At 71.7% G+C, this 20489-nt stretch carries 21 protein-coding genes; 9 read left to right on the forward strand and 12 right to left on the reverse strand.

Features of this window, described 5'->3' with window-relative positions; translation table 11 throughout:
• Positions 1 to 25 precede the first annotated feature (25 nt).
• Positions 26 to 553: a hypothetical protein gene (locus tag LPA41_RS21750; protein ID WP_229072498.1), complete on the forward strand. Its 528-nt coding sequence runs from the start codon at positions 26 to 28 to the stop codon at positions 551 to 553.
• A 9-nt stretch (positions 554 to 562) separates the two neighbouring features.
• Here the strand turns inward: LPA41_RS21750 and LPA41_RS21755 are convergent, their stop codons facing one another.
• Both LPA41_RS21755 and pdxT read right to left on the reverse strand, forming a co-directional pair.
• Positions 563 to 1318 carry a YebC/PmpR family DNA-binding transcriptional regulator gene (locus tag LPA41_RS21755; RefSeq protein WP_229072499.1) on the reverse strand — a complete coding sequence of 252 codons (756 nt, stop codon included), beginning with the start codon at positions 1316 to 1318 and terminating at the stop codon, positions 563 to 565.
• A gap of 15 nt (positions 1319 to 1333) precedes the next feature.
• Positions 1334 to 1939 carry a pyridoxal 5'-phosphate synthase glutaminase subunit PdxT gene (gene pdxT, locus LPA41_RS21760; RefSeq protein ID WP_229072500.1) on the reverse strand — a complete coding sequence of 202 codons (606 nt, stop codon included), beginning with the start codon at positions 1937 to 1939 and terminating at the stop codon, positions 1334 to 1336.
• Positions 1940 to 2089: 150 nt separating this feature from the next.
• Between pdxT and pdxS the strand changes: the two genes are divergently transcribed.
• Positions 2090 to 2986, forward strand: coding sequence for a pyridoxal 5'-phosphate synthase lyase subunit PdxS (gene pdxS, locus LPA41_RS21765; protein WP_229072501.1), 897 nt, complete (start codon positions 2090 to 2092; stop codon positions 2984 to 2986).
• A 16-nt stretch (positions 2987 to 3002) separates the two neighbouring features.
• On the opposite strand, the gene LPA41_RS21770 is transcribed toward pdxS, so the two are convergent.
• Genes LPA41_RS21770 through pgsA form a run of 4 tightly spaced genes read right to left on the reverse strand, consistent with a single transcriptional unit; the run spans position 3003 to position 6278 of the window.
• Positions 3003 to 3554, reverse strand: a complete 552-nt coding sequence (locus tag LPA41_RS21770; RefSeq protein WP_229072502.1) for a hypothetical protein — start codon at positions 3552 to 3554, stop codon at positions 3003 to 3005.
• Between the two features lie 43 nt (positions 3555 to 3597).
• Positions 3598 to 4734, reverse strand: coding sequence for a glycosyltransferase family 4 protein (locus LPA41_RS21775; RefSeq protein WP_229072503.1), 1137 nt, complete (start codon positions 4732 to 4734; stop codon positions 3598 to 3600).
• Between the two features lie 9 nt (positions 4735 to 4743).
• Positions 4744 to 5610 carry a phosphatidylinositol mannoside acyltransferase gene (locus tag LPA41_RS21780; RefSeq protein WP_229072504.1) on the reverse strand — a complete coding sequence of 289 codons (867 nt, stop codon included), beginning with the start codon at positions 5608 to 5610 and terminating at the stop codon, positions 4744 to 4746.
• Positions 5607 to 6278, reverse strand: a complete 672-nt coding sequence (pgsA, locus tag LPA41_RS21785; protein ID WP_229072505.1) for a phosphatidylinositol phosphate synthase — start codon at positions 6276 to 6278, stop codon at positions 5607 to 5609. Before pgsA ends, LPA41_RS21780 begins: the two co-directional genes overlap by 4 nt.
• Positions 6279 to 6444: 166 nt before the next feature.
• On the opposite strand from pgsA, the gene LPA41_RS21790 reads away from it, so the two are divergent.
• Positions 6445 to 8595, forward strand: coding sequence for an elongation factor G-like protein EF-G2 (locus LPA41_RS21790; protein ID WP_229072550.1), 2151 nt, complete (start codon positions 6445 to 6447; stop codon positions 8593 to 8595).
• Between the two features lie 6 nt (positions 8596 to 8601).
• Here the strand turns inward: LPA41_RS21790 and LPA41_RS21795 are convergent, their stop codons facing one another.
• The 3 genes from LPA41_RS21795 to LPA41_RS21805 all read right to left on the reverse strand — a co-directional run bounded on the left by LPA41_RS21795 (position 8602) and on the right by LPA41_RS21805 (position 12186).
• The gene (locus LPA41_RS21795; RefSeq protein ID WP_308036594.1) at positions 8602 to 9096 is read right to left on the reverse strand and encodes an HIT domain-containing protein; all 495 of its coding nucleotides are present in this window, start codon (positions 9094 to 9096) and stop codon (positions 8602 to 8604) included.
• Positions 9097 to 9150: 54 nt separating this feature from the next.
• Entirely contained in the window at positions 9151 to 11148 is a 1998-nt protein-coding gene (gene thrS / locus LPA41_RS21800) for a threonine--tRNA ligase (protein ID WP_229072506.1), read from the reverse strand.
• Between the two features lie 123 nt (positions 11149 to 11271).
• The gene (locus LPA41_RS21805) at positions 11272 to 12186 is read right to left on the reverse strand and encodes an ADP-ribosylglycohydrolase family protein (RefSeq protein ID WP_229072507.1); all 915 of its coding nucleotides are present in this window, start codon (positions 12184 to 12186) and stop codon (positions 11272 to 11274) included.
• Positions 12187 to 12282: 96 nt separating this feature from the next.
• On the opposite strand from LPA41_RS21805, the gene LPA41_RS21810 reads away from it, so the two are divergent.
• From LPA41_RS21810 to LPA41_RS21825, 4 genes are all read left to right on the forward strand, one after another.
• Positions 12283 to 12972 carry a response regulator transcription factor gene (locus LPA41_RS21810; RefSeq protein WP_229072508.1) on the forward strand — a complete coding sequence of 230 codons (690 nt, stop codon included), beginning with the start codon at positions 12283 to 12285 and terminating at the stop codon, positions 12970 to 12972.
• Positions 12973 to 12974: 2 nt separating this feature from the next.
• Entirely contained in the window at positions 12975 to 14393 is a 1419-nt protein-coding gene (locus tag LPA41_RS21815) for a HAMP domain-containing sensor histidine kinase (protein ID WP_229072509.1), read from the forward strand.
• Between the two features lie 146 nt (positions 14394 to 14539).
• Positions 14540 to 16840 carry an RICIN domain-containing protein gene (locus LPA41_RS21820; protein WP_229072510.1) on the forward strand — a complete coding sequence of 767 codons (2301 nt, stop codon included), beginning with the start codon at positions 14540 to 14542 and terminating at the stop codon, positions 16838 to 16840.
• 38 nt (positions 16841 to 16878) lie between these two features.
• Positions 16879 to 17025 carry a hypothetical protein gene (locus tag LPA41_RS21825; protein WP_229072511.1) on the forward strand — a complete coding sequence of 49 codons (147 nt, stop codon included), beginning with the start codon at positions 16879 to 16881 and terminating at the stop codon, positions 17023 to 17025.
• Here LPA41_RS21825 and LPA41_RS21830 read toward each other — a convergent pair.
• Entirely contained in the window at positions 17016 to 18038 is a 1023-nt protein-coding gene (locus LPA41_RS21830) for an adenosine deaminase (RefSeq protein ID WP_229072512.1), read from the reverse strand. The genes LPA41_RS21825 and LPA41_RS21830 overlap by 10 nt on opposite strands.
• Positions 18039 to 18047: 9 nt before the next feature.
• A complete protein-coding gene (locus tag LPA41_RS21835; RefSeq protein WP_229072552.1) occupies positions 18048 to 18815 on the reverse strand; it encodes a methyltransferase domain-containing protein in 768 nt (255 codons plus the stop codon).
• Positions 18816 to 18888: 73 nt separating this feature from the next.
• On the opposite strand from LPA41_RS21835, the gene LPA41_RS21840 reads away from it, so the two are divergent.
• Positions 18889 to 19866, forward strand: coding sequence for an aldo/keto reductase (locus tag LPA41_RS21840; RefSeq protein WP_229072513.1), 978 nt, complete (start codon positions 18889 to 18891; stop codon positions 19864 to 19866).
• The gene (locus tag LPA41_RS21845; RefSeq protein ID WP_229072514.1) at positions 19860 to 20105 is read left to right on the forward strand and encodes a hypothetical protein; all 246 of its coding nucleotides are present in this window, start codon (positions 19860 to 19862) and stop codon (positions 20103 to 20105) included. Before LPA41_RS21840 ends, LPA41_RS21845 begins: the two co-directional genes overlap by 7 nt.
• A gap of 110 nt (positions 20106 to 20215) precedes the next feature.
• On the opposite strand, the gene LPA41_RS21850 is transcribed toward LPA41_RS21845, so the two are convergent.
• Positions 20216 to 20419 carry a cold-shock protein gene (locus LPA41_RS21850; protein WP_011905669.1) on the reverse strand — a complete coding sequence of 68 codons (204 nt, stop codon included), beginning with the start codon at positions 20417 to 20419 and terminating at the stop codon, positions 20216 to 20218.
• Between the last annotated feature and the right edge of the window lie 70 nt (positions 20420 to 20489).

Consider the following 20489-nt stretch of genomic DNA (forward strand, 5'->3'; position numbering starts at 1 on the left):
GCCCGCCGGCAACCTGGGAGGTGCCGTGTACCTCGTTCCGCCGATGGACGACGAACCGCCGCCGGAGTACGTCGCCTTCGTGACGCTGCGGGCCCGCGAGCTGCGGGCCGAGGCCACCCGGCTGGTCGGTGGCGACACCGACGCGGCCGAGCGCGTCTATCTCGACGTGCTCACCGAGACGGCCGGGCACTGGCGGCGGCTGCTCTGGTGGGGCCGGCTCACCGGGACCGACGCTGTCACCGCGTACGTCCGGAAGTTCCTGGACAAGCGCACCGAGGAGTGGCGCGAGGACCAGATCTATGAGGTACGGGTGACGGCCGTGCACGCCGCCGGCCACGCCCCGCGGGCCGGCAGTCTCGCGCTGCTGAAGGCAGCCGTGATCCCCGGTACGGCCAGGGCCTCGCTGGAGGCCCTGGCCGACGCCGAGATCGCCTGGGTGCACGCGTGGCGCCGCAGTCAGTGGCGCCACGTCATGCGGGTGGCCGGTGGTGCGGTGCTGATCGTCGGCGGCATGATCCAGTACTTCGGCCACCTCAGCAGTGGCGGTTACTAGCGAGGAGGATCATTCCTCGTCGATCGCCGCCAGGATCTCGTCCGAGATGTCAGCGTTCGCGAAGATGTTCTGGACGTCGTCGCAGTCCTCGAGCACGTCGATCAGCTTGAGCACCTTGCGGGCCGTCTCCTCGTCCACCGGCACCGTCATGGTCGGCACCAGCGCGGACTCGGCCGAGTCGTAGTCGATCCCGGCGTCCTGCAGCGCGGTCCGCACCGCGACCAGGTCGGTCGGCTCGCTGACCACCTCGAACGACTCGCCCAGGTCGTTGATCTCCTCGGCACCGGCGTCCAGGACGGCGAGCATCACGTCGTCCTCGCTCAGCCCGGCCTTCGGGACGATCACCACGCCCTTGCGGTTGAACAGGTACGACACGCTGCCGGCATCGGCGAACGTGCCGTTGTTGCGGGTCAGCCGGGTGCGCACCTCGGTGGCCGCGCGGTTCCGGTTGTCGGTCAGGCACTCGATGAGCAGCGCGACGCCGTTCGGGCCGTACCCCTCATACATGATCGTCTGCCAGTCGGCGCCGCCCGCTTCCAGGCCCGAGCCGCGCTTGACCGCGTTGTTGATGTTGTCGTTCGGGACCGAGCTCTTCTTCGCCTTCTGAATGGCGTCGTAGAGCGTCGGGTTGCCCGCGGGGTCGCCGCCGCCGGTCCGGGCCGCGACCTCGATGTTCTTGATCAGCTTGGCGAACATCTTGCCGCGCTTGGCGTCGATGACGGCCTTCTTGTGCTTGGTCGTCGCCCATTTGGAGTGGCCGGACATGCGTAACCTCCGTGTCTACCGTGCGGGTGCGGCCTGGCGGACCATCTCGACGAAGTACCGGTGGACGCGAAGGTCGCCGGTGAGCTCCGGGTGGAAAGCCGTGGCAAGCAGGTTGCCCTGCCGAACGGCGACAATCCTACCGGCGGCGGGACCGTCTGCTACGCGGCCCAGCACCCGCACGTTTTCACCGACGTCCTCGACCCACGGCGCCCGGATGAAGATCGCGTGAAAGTCTCCGCCCTCGACCTCGTCGATCGTGACACCTGCCTCGAACGAGTCGACCTGCCGGCCGAACGCGTTGCGCCGCACGGTCATGTCGATCCCCTGGAACGACTCCTGGTCGGGCCGGCCGTCCAGCACCGTCGCCGCCAGCATGATCATGCCGGCGCAGGAACCGTAGACCGGCATCCCGTCGGCGATCCGCTTCCGGATCGGGTCGAGCAGGCCGAACGAGACGGCGAGCTTGCTGATCGCTGTCGACTCGCCTCCCGGGATCACCAGAGCGTCCACGTCGGCGAGTTCCCCGGGCCGGCGGACCGGCCGGGCCAGCACGTCCGACTCGGCCAGTGCGGACAGGTGTTCCCGCACGTCCCCCTGCAGGGCCAGCACTCCGATGTTCACGGCCCCAACTCTAAGCAGGCCGTCGTTCCTGGCGCTCAAGCAGGCCACCGGCAGGTCGATTGGCTATCGAACGGCCCGTGACGAGTTCGTAGCATCCGGTTGGCAAGCCTTGTCCGCCACGCCGAGCCACTGCACCTAGGAGTTGTACCCATGTCGGAGAACCAGCCCGCCGTCGGAACCGCCCGCGTCAAGCGCGGCATGGCGGAGATGCTCAAGGGCGGCGTGATCATGGACGTGGTCAACGCCGAGCAGGCCAAGATCGCGGAGGACGCGGGCGCCGTCGCCGTCATGGCCCTCGAACGCGTACCCGCCGACATCCGCGCGCAGGGCGGCGTGTCCCGCATGTCGGACCCCGACATGATCGATGGCATCATCGCCGCGGTCTCCATCCCGGTCATGGCCAAGGCCCGCATCGGCCACTTCGTCGAGGCCCAGGTCCTCCAGTCGCTGGGCGTCGACTACGTCGACGAGTCCGAGGTGCTCACCCCGGCCGACTTCGCCAACCACATCGACAAGTGGCAGTTCACCGTGCCGTTCGTCTGCGGCGCCACCAACCTGGGCGAGGCGCTGCGCCGCATCACCGAGGGCGCCGCGATGATCCGCTCCAAGGGCGAGGCCGGCACCGGCGACGTCTCGAACGCGACCACCCACATGCGCCGGATCCGCGCCGAGATCCGCCGGCTGCAGAGCCTGCCCGAGGACGAGCTGTACGTCGCCGCCAAGGAACTTCAGGCCCCGTACGAGCTGGTCAAGGAGGTCGCGGCGGCCGGCAAGCTCCCGGTGGTCCTGTTCACCGCCGGCGGCATCGCCACCCCTGCCGACGCCGCCATGATGATGCAGCTCGGCGCCGAGGGCGTCTTCGTCGGCTCCGGCATCTTCAAGTCCGGCAACCCCGCCCAGCGCGCCGCCGCCATCGTCAAGGCCGTGACCTTCCACGACGATCCCGACGTCATCGCCAAGGTCTCCCGCGGCCTGGGCGAGGCCATGGTCGGCATCAACGTCGACGACATCCCGGCACCGCACCGCCTCGCCGAGCGCGGCTGGTAACCCCGCGCGCCGCGGTTCAGATCACGGGGGACGCGACGGGCGTCTCGGGTGGGGTGGTGGGCGCCGGCACCGCGAGGACGGGCGGCGGGTCCGGCATGGCCGGCTCGACGATGTCGAAGTACTCCGGGCGGGGGTAGCGCCGCGCCAGGCGGAGCAGGCGGACCAGCACGCGGCGGCGGGCGCTCAGGGCGTCCCGGACCAGGTCGGTGTGCACCTGGCGGGCCAGGACGACGCGGCGGCTGGTGTTGATCAGGGCCCGTACGGCCGCGTCCTGCGGATCGAGGTCGACGGCCCGCAGCTGGCGGGTCAGGTCGTTCTCGGCGGTCTCGCGGTCGCCGGGTTCGGCGTCGAGCGCCAGCCGCGCCGCGGCGTAGAGCTCCACCCGATCCGTCCGTTCGGCCACGACCGCCGCGGCCGCCGCCCGGCGCACCAGGTGCGCGTCGAGCGCACGCCCGGCGGACTGCACCCGCGAGTGCAGACGCTCGACCCGCTGAGCGGTCCAGCCGAGGTACGCCGAGAAGACCGCGGCCAGCACGACGACTCCCACCACCCACCACATGCCGGGCATCGTAGTGCCGGATTGTGTCGGACAGTTCCTCGTGGGACGTCGGTCACGACCACTCGTCGCCGAAGACGCGCCCGTCGGTGGCCTCGATCGCGGTCGCGTAGACCTCGAGGACCCGGTTGGCCACGCTCGGCCAGTCGAACGTCGCGACCACGGTACGGGCGCAGGAGGCCAGGTCAGCCCGTCGCCGGGGGTCGTCCAGCAGGTCACCGAGCAGTTCGGTGAGCGCGTCCGCGTCACCGTTCGGGAACAATGCGCCGGCCCGGCCGCCGTCGAGGACCCGCCGGAACGCGTCGAGGTCGCTGGCCGCGATCGCCGCGCCGGCCGCCATCGCCTCGGTGAGGATCATGCCGAAGCTCTCGCCGCCGGTGTTCGGGGCCACGTAGACGTCGACGCTGCGGAGCATCCGCGCCTTGTCCGGCTCGGACACCAGACCCAGAAAAGTCACCCGGTCGTGCAAAAAGTCCGGAATGTCGGCGTACAGCTCGTCGCGATCCCCCGGCCCCGCCACCAGCAGCCGCAACCCCGGCCGCGACGGAGCCAGGGTCACGAACGCCGACCGCAGCAGCGGGAACCCCTTGCGCGGCTCGGTGAACCGGCCCAGGAAACCGAGCGCCCCGCCCTCCCCCGGCCAGCCCGGCAACGGCGGCGCGGCGGCGAACTTGCGCACCGCCACCCCGTTGGGGATCTCCACGGCACCACCGCCGAGATGCTCCACCTGGACCTTGCGGGCCAGCTCGCTCACCGCGATCCGGGCGGTGATCTTCTCGATCACCGGCTGGAGGAAGCTCTGCAGGCCGGCGAGCGCCCGGGACCGGGTCATCGCGGTGTGGAACGTGGCGACCACCGGCCCCCGCGCGGAGAGCACCGCCAGGAACGACAGGCTCGGCGACAGCGGCTCGTGCACGTGCAGCACGTCGAACTCGCCGCGGGTCAGCCAGCGCCGCACCCGCGCGGTGGAGACCGGGCCGAAGGCGATGCGGGCGACGGAGCCGTTGTACGGCAACGGCACCGCCCGCCCCGCCGGCACGACGTAGGCCGGCAGTTCGGCGTCGTCGTCCGCCGGCGCGAGCACACTCACCTCGTGACCGAGCTCGATCAGCGCCTCGGCGAGGTCCATGATGTGGTTCTGCACACCGCCCGGGATGTCGAACGAGTAGGGCGAGACGATCCCGATCCGCACGGCGTCCTCCTAGAGCCAGAGCTTCTGGAGCATGTGCCAGTCCTGCGGGTGCTCGGCGATGCCCTCCGCGAACGCGTCGGCGACCTGCTGCGTGGTGCGCTTGACCCGCTCGTCGAGCGGCCCGTCCGCGGGTGGGGTGATCGGGCGCAGCCGGGCCTCGACCCGGTTCGCGGAGTACCACATGTCCACCGCGAAGAGCGGCGCACCGGTGCGGATGGCCAGGATGGCCGGTCCGGCGGGCATCCTGGTACGCCCGCCGAAGAACTCCACCTCGACCCCGGCCCGGGTCAGGTCCCGGTCGGCGAGCAGCGGCACCACCCAGCCCTGCTGGAGGTGTTCACCGAGCACGTCGAGCGGGGGCCGGTCGCCGCCGGTGAGCGGCAGCACCCGCATGCCGATCGCCTCGCGGTACGCCAGGAACTGCTTGTAGACCGACTCGGGCTTGAGCCGCTCGGCCACCGTGATCATCTGCCACTCGTGGGCGGTCACCCAGGCGGCCGCCGCGTCCCAGTTAGCCACGTGCGGCAGCGCCAGGACCACACCGGTGCGCTCCTCGACCAGCTTCTTCAGGGTCCGGTAGCTGTCGGGTTCCATGAAGAAACCGTCCAGGTGCTGCTGACGGGTCCGCGACGTGAGCCGGAACGCCTCCATCCAGTACCTGGCGTACGACCGCAGGCCGTCCCGCACCAGCGTGTCCGGCATGTCGGGGCCGGCCACCTGCCGCAGGTTGGCCCGCAGCCGCTGGGTGCCCCGGCCGTTCGCCCGGTAGGCCCGGTCGGCGGCGGTGGTGAACAGGGTCCGGGCGAGTCCTTCGGGCAGCGCCCGGACGACCCGCCAGCCGGCCGCGTAGCCGAGCTCGGTAAGCCGGTCCTTCACTCGGCCGGCGCCTTCACGTCGGGGCCGCCGGACAGGCCGGATCCGCCGGAACCCCCGGCGACGTTGGCGGCATCGGAGCGGGCCGCCGAGACCAGCCGCTGGAACACGGTGAACAGCGACAGCGCGGCGAGCACCCAGAGCGCGGCCGGCAGCCCCCAGTCCTGGTCCGCGGCGCCGAGCAGACCGCCGGCACCGACGATGAGGAGCCGTTCGAGCCGCTCGGCGATCCCGACGTCGGCGTTCAGCCCGAGGCTCTGGGCGCGCGCTTTGACGTAGGAGACGACCTGACCGGCCACCAGGGCGATCAGGGCGGCGACGACGCCCCAGTAGTTCCGCTCGGTGGCGAGGTAGTAGGCGACCGCCCCGAAGACCGCACCGTCGGCGAGGCGGTCCATGGAGGAGTCGAGCAGGGCGCCGAATTTTCCGGTTCCGCCCCGCATGCGGGCCATTGTGCCGTCGAGCGCGTCGGTGAGCGCGAAGGCGGTTACGATCACAGTGCCCCAGAAAAGGTGTCCCTGTGAGCCGAAGTAGGAACCGATCAGCACGCCGACGGTTCCGGCGACGGTGACCGCGTTGGGCGTGACACCGATCCGGAGCAGGAAGCGGGCGACCGGGTTGACGCCGTACGCGACGGCGGCACGGGCCGTTGTTTGAACGATCTTTGCCATGGCCGTCCCACCATATCGGCGCGCGAGCAGCGGTGGTACGGCTCGCCCCCGCGTTGGCCGGATCGTCACCATCGGCGAACAGTGGTCCTTGCGACCAATATCGCCCGAGGTGTGGGATTCAGGGAACAGCGGCGTGACAAGACTGGAAACGACGGGAGCGCTCGGCATGGCGCAGAAGACTTCGGAGAAGGGACTCACCGGCGCCACCGCGCCGGTGGTGACAGAACCCGGCAGAGTTCGCAACGTGGTGCTGGTGGGCCACTCCGGTTCGGGGAAGACGACGCTGGTCGAGGCGCTGCTCGCGGCGACCGGCACGATCCCGCGGGCCGGTTCGGTGGCGGACGGCACCACGGTGACCGACCACGACGCGGCGGCGGTACGGCAGCAGCGTTCGGTGGCGCTGGCCTGTGCGCCCCTGATGCACGACGGAGTGAAGATCAACCTGATCGACACCCCGGGCTACGCCGATTTCGTCGGCGAGCTGCGGGCCGGCCTGCGGGCCGCGGACGCGGCACTCTTCGTGGTCTCGGCGGTCGACGGCGTGGACGAGTCCACCGTGGCGCTCTGGGAGGAGTGCGCCGCGGTCGGCATGCCCCGGGCTGTGGCGATCACCCGGCTGGACCATCCGCGCGCCGACTACGAGCAGGCGCTCGGGGACTGCCAGGACGCGTTCGGTGACAACGTGATGCCGATCTACCAGCCGATGCTCGGCGACGACGGCCAGTCGATCGTGGGGCTGCTCGGGCTGGTCACGCTCCGGGTGCTGGACTACTCGCAGGGTTACCCGCCGCGCGCCGGCGAGGCCGAGCGGGAGCACCTGAACCCGATCGCCGACGACCGGAACGCGCTCATCGAGGGGATCATCGCGGAGAGCGAGGACGAGACCCTGATGGACCGGTACGTGGCCGGCGAACTGATCAGCACCGAGGCGCTCGTCCCGGACCTGGAGAAGGCCGTCGCGCGCGGCAACTTCTACCCGGTGATCCCGGTCTGCGCCGGCACCGGCGTCGGCCTGGACGCGCTGCTCGACGGCCTGGTCGGCGGCGCCCCCTCGCCACTGGAGCACGAGCTGCCGGTGGTGACCGGTGTGGACGGCTCCCCTCGCGAGCCGCTGACCTGCGACCCGGACGGCCCGCTCGTCGCCGAGGTGGTGCGGACCACGATCGACCGGCACGTCGGCCGGGTCTCGCTGGTCCGGGTCTTCTCCGGCACCCTGCGGCCGGACCAGACGCTACACGTCTCCGGGCACGGGATGGCCGGTCGCGGGCACCCGGACCACGACGCCGACGAGCGGGTGGCGCACGTCTACGTCCCGCTCGGCGCCCAGCTCCGCGAGGTGCCGTACTGCATCGCCGGTGACCTGTGCGCGATCACCAAGTCGGGCAGTGCGGAGACCGGCGACACGCTCTCCGGCAAGGACGACCCGCTGCTGATGGAGCCGTGGTCGATGCCCGAGCCGCTGCTGCCGATAGCGGTGGTCGCGAAGACCCGCTCCGACGAGGACGCCCTGGCCAAGAACCTGGCCCGGCTGGTGGCCGGTGACCCGACCCTGCGGCTGGAGCGCAACCCGGAGACCCATCAGCTGGTGCTCTGGACGATGGGCGAGTCGCACGCGGACGTGGTCCTCGACCGGCTCCGCGCGGGCGGTGTCGAGCTGGACACCGAGCCGGTCAAGGTGGCGTTGCGGGAGACGTTCACGGCCGGTGCGAAAGGTCACGGCCGGCACGTCAAGCAGTCCGGCGGCCACGGCCAGTACGCGGTCTGCGACATCGAGGTGCAGCCACTGCCCCGCGGCGAGGGCTTCCAGTTCGTCGACAAGGTGGTCGGCGGCTCGGTGCCGCACAACTACATCCCCTCGGTGGAGAAGGGTGTCCGCGCCCAGCTGGAGAAGGGCCTGGTCGCCGGTTACCCGGTGGTGGACCTGAAGGTCACCCTCTACGACGGCAAGGCGCACAGCGTCGACTCGTCGGACGCGGCCTTCCAGACGGCCGGCGCCCTCGCCCTGCGCGCCGCGGCGGAGAGCGGCCAGCTGGCCCTGCTGGAGCCGGTCGACGAGGTGATCGTGAAGGTGCCGGAGAGCTATGTCGGCGCGGTGATGAGCGACCTCTCCGGCCGGCGCGGACGCCCGCTGGGCAGCGAGTCCGACGGCGAGGCGAGCCACGTGCGCGCCGAGGTGCCGGCGACCGAACTGGTCCGGTACGCCGTGGAGCTGCGCGCCCTCACCTCGGGGACGGGCACGTTCACCCGCCGGTACATCCGCCACGAGCCGATGCCGGCGCACCTGGCCGACGCCACCCGCAAGGAGCACGCCAGGTAACGGCGCTCAGCCGGCGGGCCACGCCTTCGCGAGCAGATCCCGCGTGTCGGCCAGCAGCTGGGGCATCACCCTGGTCTGGCCGATCACCGGCATGAAGTTGGCGTCGCCGCCCCACCGCGGCACCACGTGCTGGTGCAGGTGGGCGGCGATCCCGGCGCCGGCGATCGAGCCCTGGTTCATCCCGATGTTGAAGCCGTGCGGGCTGCTGACCGCCCGGATCACCCGCATCGCGGTCCGGGTGAACGCCGCCACCTCGGCCGTCTCGTCGTCGGTGAGGTCGGTGTAGTCGGCGACGTGCCGGTACGGGCAGACCAGCAGGTGGCCGGAGTTATACGGGTACAGGTTGAGCACCGCGTAGACGAGCTCCCCCCGCGCCACCACCAGCGTCTGCGCCTCGGGCAGTCCCGGCGCCAGGCAGAACGCGCAGCCGTCCGGCCGGTCGGCACCGGTCATGTACACCAAGCGGTGCGGCGCCCAGAGCCGCTCGAGGCCATCGTCCACGTATCGAATCTTAGGGCTGTCCCGCGCCGGGCAGGACAGCCCCGAGATCCACCGTCAGACCGCGGACGGCCCGCTGTTGGTGCGCGAGCGGACCACCTCGGCCACGTGCGCGACGGCCTCCTCGATCGAGACGCCGTTGCGCTGCGACCCGTCCCGGTACCGGAACGAGACGGTCCCGCCGTTCACGTCGTCGTCGCCGGCGATCGCCATGAACGGGATCTTCTGCTGCTGAGCGGTCCGGATCTTCTTCTGCATCCGGTCGGTCGAGTGATCCACCTCGGCGCGGATGCCTTCCTTGCGCAGCCGGGCGACGAACTCCTCCAGGTACGCGGCGTGGTCGTCACGGATCGGGATGCCGACCACCTGCACCGGCGCGAGCCAGGCCGGGAAGGCGCCCGCGTAGTGCTCGACCAGGACGCCGAAGAACCGCTCGATCGAGCCGAACTTCGCCGAGTGGATCATGACGGGCTCCTGGCGGGAGCCGTCGGCCGCCTGAAACTCCAGGCCGAAGCGGGCCGGCTGGTTGAAGTCGTACTGGATGGTCGACATCTGCCAGGTCCGGCCGATCGCGTCCCGCGCCTGGACACTGATCTTCGGGCCGTAGAACGCCGCGCCACCCGGGTCGAGCACCAGTTCGAGGCCGGACTCGACGGCCACGTCCTCGAGGACCTTGGTGGCCTTCTCCCACTGCTCGTCCGAGCCGATGAACTTGTCGCTCTTCGGGTCGCGGGTGGACAGCTCCAGGTAGTAGTCGTCCAGGCCGAAGTCGCGCAGCAGCGACAGCACGAAGTTCAGCAGGTGCTTGATCTCGCCCGGCGCCTGCTCGGCGGTCACGTACGAGTGCGAGTCGTCCTGGGTCAGGCCGCGCACCCGGGTGAGGCCGTGCACCACACCGGACTTCTCGTAGCGGTACACCGAGCCGAACTCGAACAACCGCATCGGCAGCTCACGGTAGGACCGCCCGCGCGACCTGAAGATCAGGTTGTGCATCGGGCAGTTCATCGCCTTGAGGTAGTACTTCGCGCCCTCGAGCTCGCTCGGCGGGAACATGGTGTCCGCGTAGTAGGGCAGGTGCCCCGAGGTGTGGAACAGCCCTTCCTTGCTGATGTGCGGGGTGCCGACGTACTGGAAGCCCTCCTCGATGTGCCGGGCCCGGACGTAGTCCTCCATCTCCCGCTTGATCACCCCACCCTTCGGGTGGAAGACCACGAGACCGGAACCGATCTCGTCGGGGAAGGAGAAGAGGTCCAGCTCGGTGCCGAGCTTGCGGTGGTCGCGGCGCTCGGCCTCGGCAAGACGGTTGAGGTACGCCTTCAGCTCGTCCCGCGACGGCCACGCGGTCCCGTAGATCCGCTGGAGCTGCGGGTTCTTCTCCGACCCGCGCCAGTAGGCGGCGGCCGACCGCATCAGCTTGAACGCCGGGATCAGCCGGGTCGACGGCAGGTGCGGGCCGCGGCAGAGGTCGCCCCAGACGCGCTCGCCGTCCTTGCCGAGGTTGTCGTAGTGGGTGAGCTCGCCGGCACCGACGGCCTTGGCCTCCTCGTCGACGTCACCCTTGATGTCGACGAGCTCCAGCTTGAACGGCTCGTCCTTCAGCTCCGCCTTCGCCTCGTCGAGCGACGCGTACTCCCGGCGGCGGAAGGTTTGTCCCGCCTTGACGATCTCCTGCATCCGCTTCTCGAGCTTGCCGAGATCTTCCGGCTGGAACGGCTTCGCCACGTCGAAGTCGTAGTAGAACCCGTCCCGGATCGGCGGGCCGATGCCGAGTTTCGCCTCCGGGAAGATGTCCTGCACGGCCTGGGCGAGCACGTGCGCGGCCGAGTGGCGCAGCACGTCGAGGCCGTCCGGGGAGTCGATAGCCACCGGGGTCACCTCGGCGTCGGCGTCCGGCGCCCAGTCGAGGTCACGCAGCCGGCCGTCGGCGTCGCGCACGACCACCACCGCTTTGGGCCCGTGTGCCGGCAGGCCGGCGGCGGCCACCGCGTCGGCCGCCGTAGTCCCGGCCGGGACGACTAGCGGGTCGGCCACAGCGGGGTTACGGGGTGCAGACACGGTTGTTCTCCATTCGTCACGGCGACGCCCGGGCGGATCCGGGCCGTCCACGATGCTATCCGTCCCGTTTTCCCATGCCCCGGGCGGCGCGGCCAGCGATTTTCGCGCATCCGCCCCGGCGATTCACTCGTCCCCAGCCGCGGTGAGCCAGGCCGGCAGCGCCTCCCGGGCCGACAGCCACGCCGCCGGGATGCCGTCGCGGCCGGTGTGCGCGGCCACCACGCCACCGGCGATCGCGGCCGTGGTGTCCACGTCGCCACCCGCGACGACGCACGCGACCACGGCGGCCGGGTAGTCGCCGAGGTGGTGTGCGGCCGCCCAGAGCGCGAACGGCACGGTGTCCTGGGCCAGCGCCCGCGCGCCGGTGCCCAGCCGGTACGCCGCCTCGTCGGCCCGGTGGACCGCGGCCGCCACGGCCAGGCCGTCCCGGACCGAGCCGGCCGGGGTGTGCGCGGCCACCGCCCGCAGGAACTGCTCCGGTTCCGGCCGGTGGCCGTCCAGCCGGGCCGCGGCGGCGACCGAGGCGGCCACCGTCACGGCCACGCCGCCGGCGACCCCCTCCGGGTGCGAGTGGGTGACCTCGGCCGCCCGTACGCCCTGGGCCGCCGCATGCGCGAGCGAGTCCGCATGCCACGCACCCAGCGGCGCGGCGCGCATCGCCGCACCGTTGCCGCACGAACCGGCTCCGTCGAACGCGGCGGCCGCGGCGATCGGCCAGGGCAGGCCGTCGCGGATCTGGCGCAGCATGACGACGGCGCCCGGGCCGTACCCCCGGTAGGGGTCGTGCAGCCGGCCGAGCCGGTCGGCGAAGGCGTCGCGGTCGAAGTCGCCCTCGTCGAGCGTCGCCACCAGGCAGCACGCCTGCTCGGTGTCGTCGGTCCACTGCCAGGGCGGCCCGGGCAGGCGGCCTGCGACGAGGTCGGGCGGGGAGTTGCCGGGCACGAAGTACTGGGCGCCGAGGGCGTCGCCGACGCTGAGACCGGCGAGGCTGTCGGACGCCAGCGCGAGTCGCGTACCGGGGAAAAGGGTGAATGACATCAGCGCTTCGGATCGTATCCTGTCACTGAGAGTCATCAAAGCCTCTCGTTGGATCACCCTTTAGGTTCTCCTTGCCAGGGACGCTACGGTCTTCGCATGGCCACGGTGTTGCTCGTCGAAGACGATCATGTCGTGCGTGGCGCCATGCTCCGATCGCTCGCCGACCGGGGGCATGCCGTGCACGCCGTCGGCACGGCGCTGGAGGCGCTGCGGCGGGTGGCGGCGGAGACTCCCGACCTCGTCGTGCTGGATCTCGGACTGCCCGACCTGGACGGCTCCGACGCGCTGCGCATGCTGCGCGGGATCACCGATGTGCCGATCATCATCGCCACCGCACGCGACGACGAGCAGACCGTCGTGCGACTGCTTCGCGCGGGCGCCGACGACTACATGGTCAAGCCGTTCACCGGCGCCCACCTGGACGCCCGGATCGCCACCGTGCTGCGGCGGGTGGGCCGGGCCAGCCGGACCGCGCAACCGGCCGTCTACGAGGTGGGCGAGCTGCGGGTGGACGTCGGCGAGCGCAGCGCCGCCCTCGGCGACCAGCCGCTGGCACTGACCCGCAAGGAATTCGATCTTCTGGCGTACCTCGCCGCCCGTCCGGGCCGGGTGGTGTCCCGCCGTGAGCTGCTGGAGGAGGTATGGCGACAGCCATCGGTCGGCGAGGACCAGACCATCGACGTGCATTTGTACTGGCTTCGCCGGAAACTGGGCGAGTCCGCGGCGAAGCCCCGCTTCCTGCGCACCGTGCGGGGGGTCGGATTCCGGTTGGTGGCGCCGGACTGAGGTTGCGGCTGGCGTACATCACCGCCGCCACCACCGCCGTCGCCGCGCTCGTCTTCCTCGTACCGCTCGGCTGGGGCCTGCGCAACGACCACCGGGACGCCGCCCTGGCCGCGGCTGCCCAGCGCACCGCGACGGTGGCCGGCGCCATCACCGCCGGCGCGAACCAGAAAGGTGTCGCCGCGGCGTTGCGCGCGGCCGGCGGCGGGACCGTGGTGCACACCCCGGGCATCGCGCCGGCCCCCGGCGGGCACGCCGGCGGCGCCCTGATCGACCGGGCCGCGACCGTGCCGGTACCGACCGTCGAGGACGTCGACGGCGGGGTGGTCCGGCTGCAGCCGGTGGCCGTCGGCGGCAAGCACTCGGTGATCGAGGCGTTCGTCCCGGACTCGGAGCTGAACAAGGACACCGCCCGCGACTGGTGGCTGCTGCTCGGCCTCGCCGTGATCCTGGTCGGCGGCTCGGTCGTGGTGGCCGACCGGCTGGCCCGCGGCGCGGTCGGCTCGGCCCGCAAGCTGGTGGAGGCGGCCCTCGCGGTCGGCGACGGCGACCTGGGGGTGCGCATCCAGCCCTCCGGGCCGCGCGAGCTGGCCGAGGCGGGCTACGCGTTCAACCGGATGGCCGACCGCCTGGTCACCTCCCGCACCGACGAACGGGAACTGGTCGCCGACCTGTCGCACCGGCTCCGCACCCCGCTGACCGCGCTGCGGCTGGACGCCGAGGCCCTCGACCCGGACGACACCCAGATCGGCGACTTCTCCCCCGCCGAACTGGACCGCCGCCGCGGCATCCGGCGGATCCGTACCGCCATCACCACGCTCGAGGACGAGGTCAACCAGCTGATCAACACCACCCGGCAGGCGGTGGCGGCGCAGGTCGCCGCGCCCGAGGACGGTCTCTGCGACGCCAGCGAGGTGGTCCGCGAGCGGATGATGTTCTGGTCCGCGCTCGCCGGCGACCAGGACCGGCAGTACCGGGTGGTCGGCGCGCACCTGCGGATCCCGGTCCCGGTGGCCCGCGCCGAGCTGGCCGCCGCGCTCGACGCGGTGCTCGGCAACGTGTTCCGCTACACCCCGCAGGGCACCGCGTTCGAGGTCGGGCTCTCCCGGCGGGACGGCTGGGTGGCGCTGCGGGTGGACGACGCCGGCCCCGGCATCGCCGACCCCGAGCAGGCGTTGCGGCGCGGCCAGAGCAACCAGGGGTCCACCGGCCTGGGCCTGGACATCGCCCGTAGAGTGGCGCAGGCCACCGGCGGCTCGGTGAGCCTCGATCGGGCCGCGATGGGCGGGGCGAGCGTGGTCATGCTGCTCGCCGACGCGGACGCGACACCGAAGACCCCGAGCCGGTTCGGTCTGGTCGGGCGTGGCCGCCCGGTCCGGGACAAGGATCCGGTCCGGCGGCGCTGGCAGCGAGGACGGGAATGAGCAAGGGCTACGACGGACAGGTCCCCCGTACGGCACCGCGCTTGCTTATATCTCTTTTAAAAGCGTTCCCCTCCGGCCGCCGGGCTGGCAATCTTCCCTCCGCACCCATCCGCTCCCATCGCCACTCTGTTCGACGAGGAGACGCAGTGTCCGCGCATCGCCGGCCAGCGTTCCGCGGGTCGCCTCCGGGGCGACGTCGCGCGGCAGGCGACACCAACCGCCGACGGACACGCTCCGCCACCTCCCGCCTCCTGCCGGTAGCGCTCGGCCTGGCCCTGCTCGGCGTCGGCGGCGTGGTCGGTCCCAGCGTGATCGGCACCGGCCCGGAGAGCGACGTGGACCGGTTCGCCCTCTCCGCACTGCCCGCCGACGCGCCCGAGGAGGGCCTGGTCTACAGCGGTCTCAAGGCGGCCGCCGAGGACTCGCTCTGCGCCGGCGCCTACCTGCTCTACGAGCAGACCTGCACGCACGGCCCGGACACACCGCCGGCCGGCCTGTCGGTGCGCCGGGACGTGGCCCCGGTGACCGAGAGTTCGCCGGGGCTGGTGACCGCGGTCCGGCGCGAGTCCGGTGACGTGCCGTCGGACGCCGAGATCGCCCGGGACGAGGGCGGCAGCGCGCTCACCGCGGACGCGCCGGCGCTGATCCCGGACGCGGCGCCCGGCCAGGCCGACTTCATCCTCGGCCCGGACGACGTGGCCTGTTCCGGCGACGGCCGCAGCGGCAAGCGGGTCCAGCTGCTCTACCTGCACGAGGCCTCGGCCGACAGCCGGTACGGCAGGTTCCTCAACTCGTTCCGGACCTGGGCCGCCGGTGTCGACGCGATCTACGACGCGAGCGCCGCGGAGACCGGCGGCTCCCGCCACATCCGCTACGTGACGACACCCGAGTGCCGCGTCGACGTGGCCGAGGTGCAACTGCCGGACGACTCGCTGCGGTCCTTCACGAGCAGCATCGAGGCGCTGCGCGATCTGGGCTACAACCGCACCGACCGCAAATACCTGATCTTCTCCGACGCGAACGTCTACTGCGGCATCTCGTCGTTCGTCGCCGACACCCGGCCGGGGCGGGGCAACCGGAACAACGGCGGGCCGTCGTACGCACGGGTCGACGCGGGCTGCTGGAGTTCGGCGGTGGCCGCGCACGAGCTGACGCACACCCTCGGCGCGGTCCTGCTCGGCTCGCCGAACTCGACAGGCGCCGGCAGCTGCACCGACGACTTCGACCTGCTCTGCGGCGAGGACCGCTCGGGCAAGGCGGTGCGCCAGCTCTGCGAGAAGAAGCACGAGATCCGGCTGGACTGCGGGCACGACGACTACTTCAGCACCGACCCGAAGCCGGGCAGTTACCTGGACACCCACTGGAACGTGGCGCTCAGCGACTTCCTGCTGCGCAGCGACGGCGGCGACGACATCCCGGACGCGCCGGGCGCGGTCCGGCCGGCACCGGCCACGCCGTCCGCCCCGGCACCGCGGCCGGCCGCGCCGAGCAGCCCGGCGCCGAGCGTGTCGCCGAGCCCGTCGCCGAGCACCGCGCCGGTCAGCCCGTCGCCGGAGCCGAGCGTCTCGGAGAGCATCCCGCCGAGCAGCCCCGCGCCGCAGCAGCCCGACCCGAGCGCCTCGGTCGAGGTCGAGCAGCCCGCGCCGCCCGTGCAGCCGGCGATCGAGGAGGTCGCGCACCTGAGCAGCGCGTCGCCCAGCGCGCCGGCGGCCGATCCGGGCGACGCCGACACCGAGAAGGGCGCACCGGCCGAGTCGCCGGGCACCACGAACGACGGTGTCCAGGCGGTCCTCGAGATCCGCGAGGCGACCAGTTCGTCGGTCCGTCTCACCTGGAGTTCCGCTGCCGACGACGCGGAGTACCAGGTATGGGTGGGCGGCGAGCCGGTGGCGACCACGAAGGCCACCCGTGCCCGGCTGATCGGCCTGAAGCCGGATGCCAAGTACGTCGTCGAGGTGCGCAACCGCAAGCTCGGCTACCGCGCCAAGGGCACCGCGGTCACCGCCCCGGCGGCCCGGCCCGTGCAGAACTCCTGGTTCGTGCTGACCAACGGGCTGACCGGCGGCGCCGCCGACCTGTACGCGGCCCGCGAGACCGACGGCACCCCGGTGACCCTCGGCGGCCAGGACGGCGGCGCACAGCAGCAGTGGCAGCTGGTGCCCGCGGAGAACGGGACGTACTCGCTCGTGTCACGGGCCAGCAACCGGTGCGCGGTGGCCCTCGCCGGCCGGCCGGTCCCGGGCGCCCCGCTGGTGCAGGGCGACTGCTACGCCGCCGACGGCGCCCGCTGGACGCTGCAGGCCTCCGACTACGGCTTCACGGTACGCAGCACCACCGGTGACCTGGTGATCGGCGTGGGCGCCCAGCGCTTCGGCGCGCACCGGGTGCTGGTGCTGCAGCAGGACACCGGCCAGCGGCACCAGAGCTGGACGGCGGTTCCCGACTGAGCGTCCCCCCGGCGGGACCTTGTGAGAGGGAGAGACTGATGCCTGATGTGGTGAGCCGCCCGCGGACCGAGCCGGAGGAGGATCCGGCCCGGTTCACGCGGCGACGGCTGTGGCGCTGGCTGGCGATCCTGACGATCGGCACGGCCACCATGGTGGCGTGCTGGCAGGACCCGCTCTACCCGTAGTTCTTGGCGTAGGTGTCGATCTCGGCGATCAGCGCGGACTTCCCGGCGGTGTCCAGGAAGCTGTGCCGGACGGCGGTGCGGGCCAGTTCGGCGACGCCGGCGAGGTCCAGGCCGAGCAGCCGGGCGGCCGCCGCGTACTCCTGTTCCAGCGTGGTGCCGAACATCGGCGGGTCGTCGGAGTTGACGCTGACCGGCACCCCGGCGGCGACCAGCTTCGCGATCGGGTGCTCGTCGAGGGAGGCGACCGCACGGGTACGCAGGTTCGAGGTCGGGCAGACCTCCAGCGGGATGCCGTTCTCCGCCAGGTGGGCCATCAGCCGCTCGTCCTGGGCCGCCGCGATGCCGTGCCCGATCCGCTCGGCACCCAGGTACCGGATCGCGTCCCAGACGGTCTCCGGGCCGGTGGTCTCACCGGCGTGCGGGACGCTGTGCAGGCCGGCCGCGCGCGCGGCGTCGAAGTACGGCTTGAACTGCGGCCGCGGCACCCCGATCTCCGGTCCGCCGAGGCCGAAACTGATCAGGCCGTCGGGCCGTTCGTCGAGCGCGATCCGCAGCGTCTCCTCGGCCGAGGCGAGTCCGGCCTCGCCGGGGATGTCGAAGCACCAGTTCAGCCGGACACCGAAGTCGCGGGCCGCGCCGGTGCGGGCGTCCTCGATCGCCTCGCAGAACGCGCCGGCGGGGATGCCGCGGCGCACGCTGGAGTACGGCGTGACGGTCAGTTCCGCGTACCGCACGTGCTGGCGGCCGAGTTCGCGGCCGATCTCGTAGGTCAGCAGCCGGACGTCCTCGGCGTCGCGGATCAGGTCGACCACGCTCAGGTAGACCTCGATGAAGTGGGCGAAGTCGCGGAACTCGAAGTACTCCGCGAGCCGGTCCGGATCGGCCGGCACCGGTGAGCTGCCGGCGTGCCGCGCCGCGAGTTCGGCGACGATCCGGGGTGAGGCGGACCCGACGTGGTGCACGTGCAGTTCGGCCTTGGGCAGTCCGGCGATGAATCCGGTCAGGTCGGTCAACGGTTCTCCTCAGTCCTGATGTGTCACCGGCTTGTGTGCCACCACGAAGATACGGCGGAAGGGGAACGCCACGAGCCCGTGCCGCTCGGGATGGTCCGCCGCGATCCGTTCCGCCAGCCGGCTGCGGAAGCCGGCCCACTGATCATCATCGAGGGCCGCGCGCACCGGCCGCAGGGCGGTACCCTCCAGCCAGCGCAGCACCGGGTGGTCCGGGCCGCCGGCCGGCAGCAGGTGCAGGTACGTGGTCTCCCAGGCGTCCACCACGCCACCGGCCGCGGTGAGCACCTCCGCGTAACCGGCCGGGTCGTCCACCGGGTCGTGCGGCAGCTCCTTGCCGTGGTCGGCGGCCAGCTCGCGGATCGCCCGATGGCCGGGGCTGTCGAAGTTGCCCGGCACCTGCATGGCGAACCACGCCCCGGCGGGCAGCGCCGCGAACCAGCCCGGCAACAGGTCGCGGTGCTCGGGCACCCATTGGAGGGCGGCGTTGGTGACCACGACGTCCGTGTCCGGGTCCGGTTGCCAGCGCGCGATGTCCCCGAGCACGAACGCGGTGTTCCGGTCACCGGCGGCCGCTTTGGCGATCATCTCGGGCGAGGAGTCCAGACCGGTCACCCGGGCGCCGGGCCAGCGTCCGGCGAGCGCGCGGGTGAGGTCGCCGGTCCCGCAGCCGAGGTCGGTGACGGCACGGGGCCGCTCGGCCGCGATCCGCTCGGTGAGGTCGAAGAACGGCCGGGACCGTTCGGCGTCGAAGCGGCGGTAGACGGCGGGATCCCACATGTGCGCCTCCTGCATTATCTAAACCGTACGTACGTCTTGTTTGAAGCTATCAGCTTGGCGGTAGGGTCTCGACGTGGAGAAACGAGATTTTCGGAGGATGGGACGGACCGCCTCGGTGGTCGGTCTGGGTGCCTGGCAGCTCGGCGCCGACTGGGGCCAGGTGAGCGAGGCCGACGCGCACGCCACCCTGCAGGCCGCCGTCGACGCGGGCGTCACGTTCATCGACACCGCTGACGTCTACGGCGACGGCCGCAGCGAGCAGATCGTCGGCTCGTTCGTGAAGGACAAGCCCGGGCTCACCGTCGCCACCAAGATGGGCCGCCGGCTGCCGCAGGAGCCGGCCAACTACCACCTCGACAACTTCCGCGCCTGGACCGACCGGTCACGCGCCAACCTCGGCGTGGACACCCTGGACCTGGTGCAGCTGCACTGCCCGCCGACCCCGGTCTTCTCCAGCGACGAGGTCTTCGACTCGCTCGACACCCTGGTGCAGGAGAAGCGCATCGCGGCGTACGGGGTGAGCGTCGAGAAGGTCGAGGAGGCACTCGCCGCGATCGCCCGCCCGGGCGTGGCAAGCGTGCAGATCATCCTCAACGCGTTCCGGCTCAAGCCGCTGGAGCGGGTGCTGCCGGCGGCCGCCGAGGCCGGCGTCGGCATCATCGCCCGCGTCCCGCTCGCCAGCGGCATGCTCTCCGGGCGGTACGACGAGAACACCACGTTCGCCGCGGACGACCACCGCAACTACAACCGGCACGGCGAGTCGTTCGACGTCGGCGAGACGTTCTCCGGTGTCGACTTCCAGGTCGGCCTGGAAGCCGTGCGCCGGCTGCGCCCGCTCGTGCCGGAGGGCGCGACGATGGCCCAATTCGCCATCCGCTGGATCGTCGATCAGCCCGGCGTGACCGTGGTGATCCCGGGCGCCCGCAACCCGGAACAGGCACGGGCCAACGCGGCCGCCGCCGAACTGGCGCCACTCACGCCGGAAACCCGAGAAATGATCGCGGCAGTCTACGATGAGTTGATTCGCCCCCAGGTGCACGACAAATGGTGAACAATGAAACCGGGACACCGCGATTGCAGGGCTGGCTTGCGATGTCTCTCGGCCTGCTGGCGCTCGCGCTGGGTGCGGTGTGGACGCTTCAAGGCTTGGACTACCTGACCGATCAGCTGATGAGCGGGCAGCTGTTGTGGGCGGTCGCCGGCGGGGTCACGGCGGTGCTCGGCCTGGCACTCGTGGTCGTCGGGATGCGCCGCCGGACGGCCGGCAAGCAGGGCACGGAAACGGTCTGACGCCCGGCGCGCGCCGGAACGAGAAGAGGCCCCGCATCCTCGTCACGAGGCTGCGGGGCCACTTGGTCAGGCCGGCCTCCGCCAGGCGACCGGCATAAGTCTCACTAGGTTCAGAGCGGGCGGACCTGCTCCGCCTGCGGGCCCTTCTGGCCCTGGGCGATCTCGAACTCCACCCGCTGGTTCTCCTCCAGAGTGCGGTAACCGCTCGTCTGGATGGCCGAGAAGTGGACGAACACGTCAGCACCCCCGCCGTCGACGGTGATGAAGCCGAAGCCCTTGTCTGCGTTGAACCACTTCACGGTTCCTTGCGCCATGCTGAACTCTCCTTCTGAAAATGCCGGCCCGCCCAACCGTGGCAGCGCGGGGCCGATGACCGTTTTCGAG

Source organism: Actinoplanes sp. DH11 (genome assembly GCF_020873875.1).
Classification (GTDB): domain Bacteria; phylum Actinomycetota; class Actinomycetes; order Mycobacteriales; family Micromonosporaceae; genus Actinoplanes.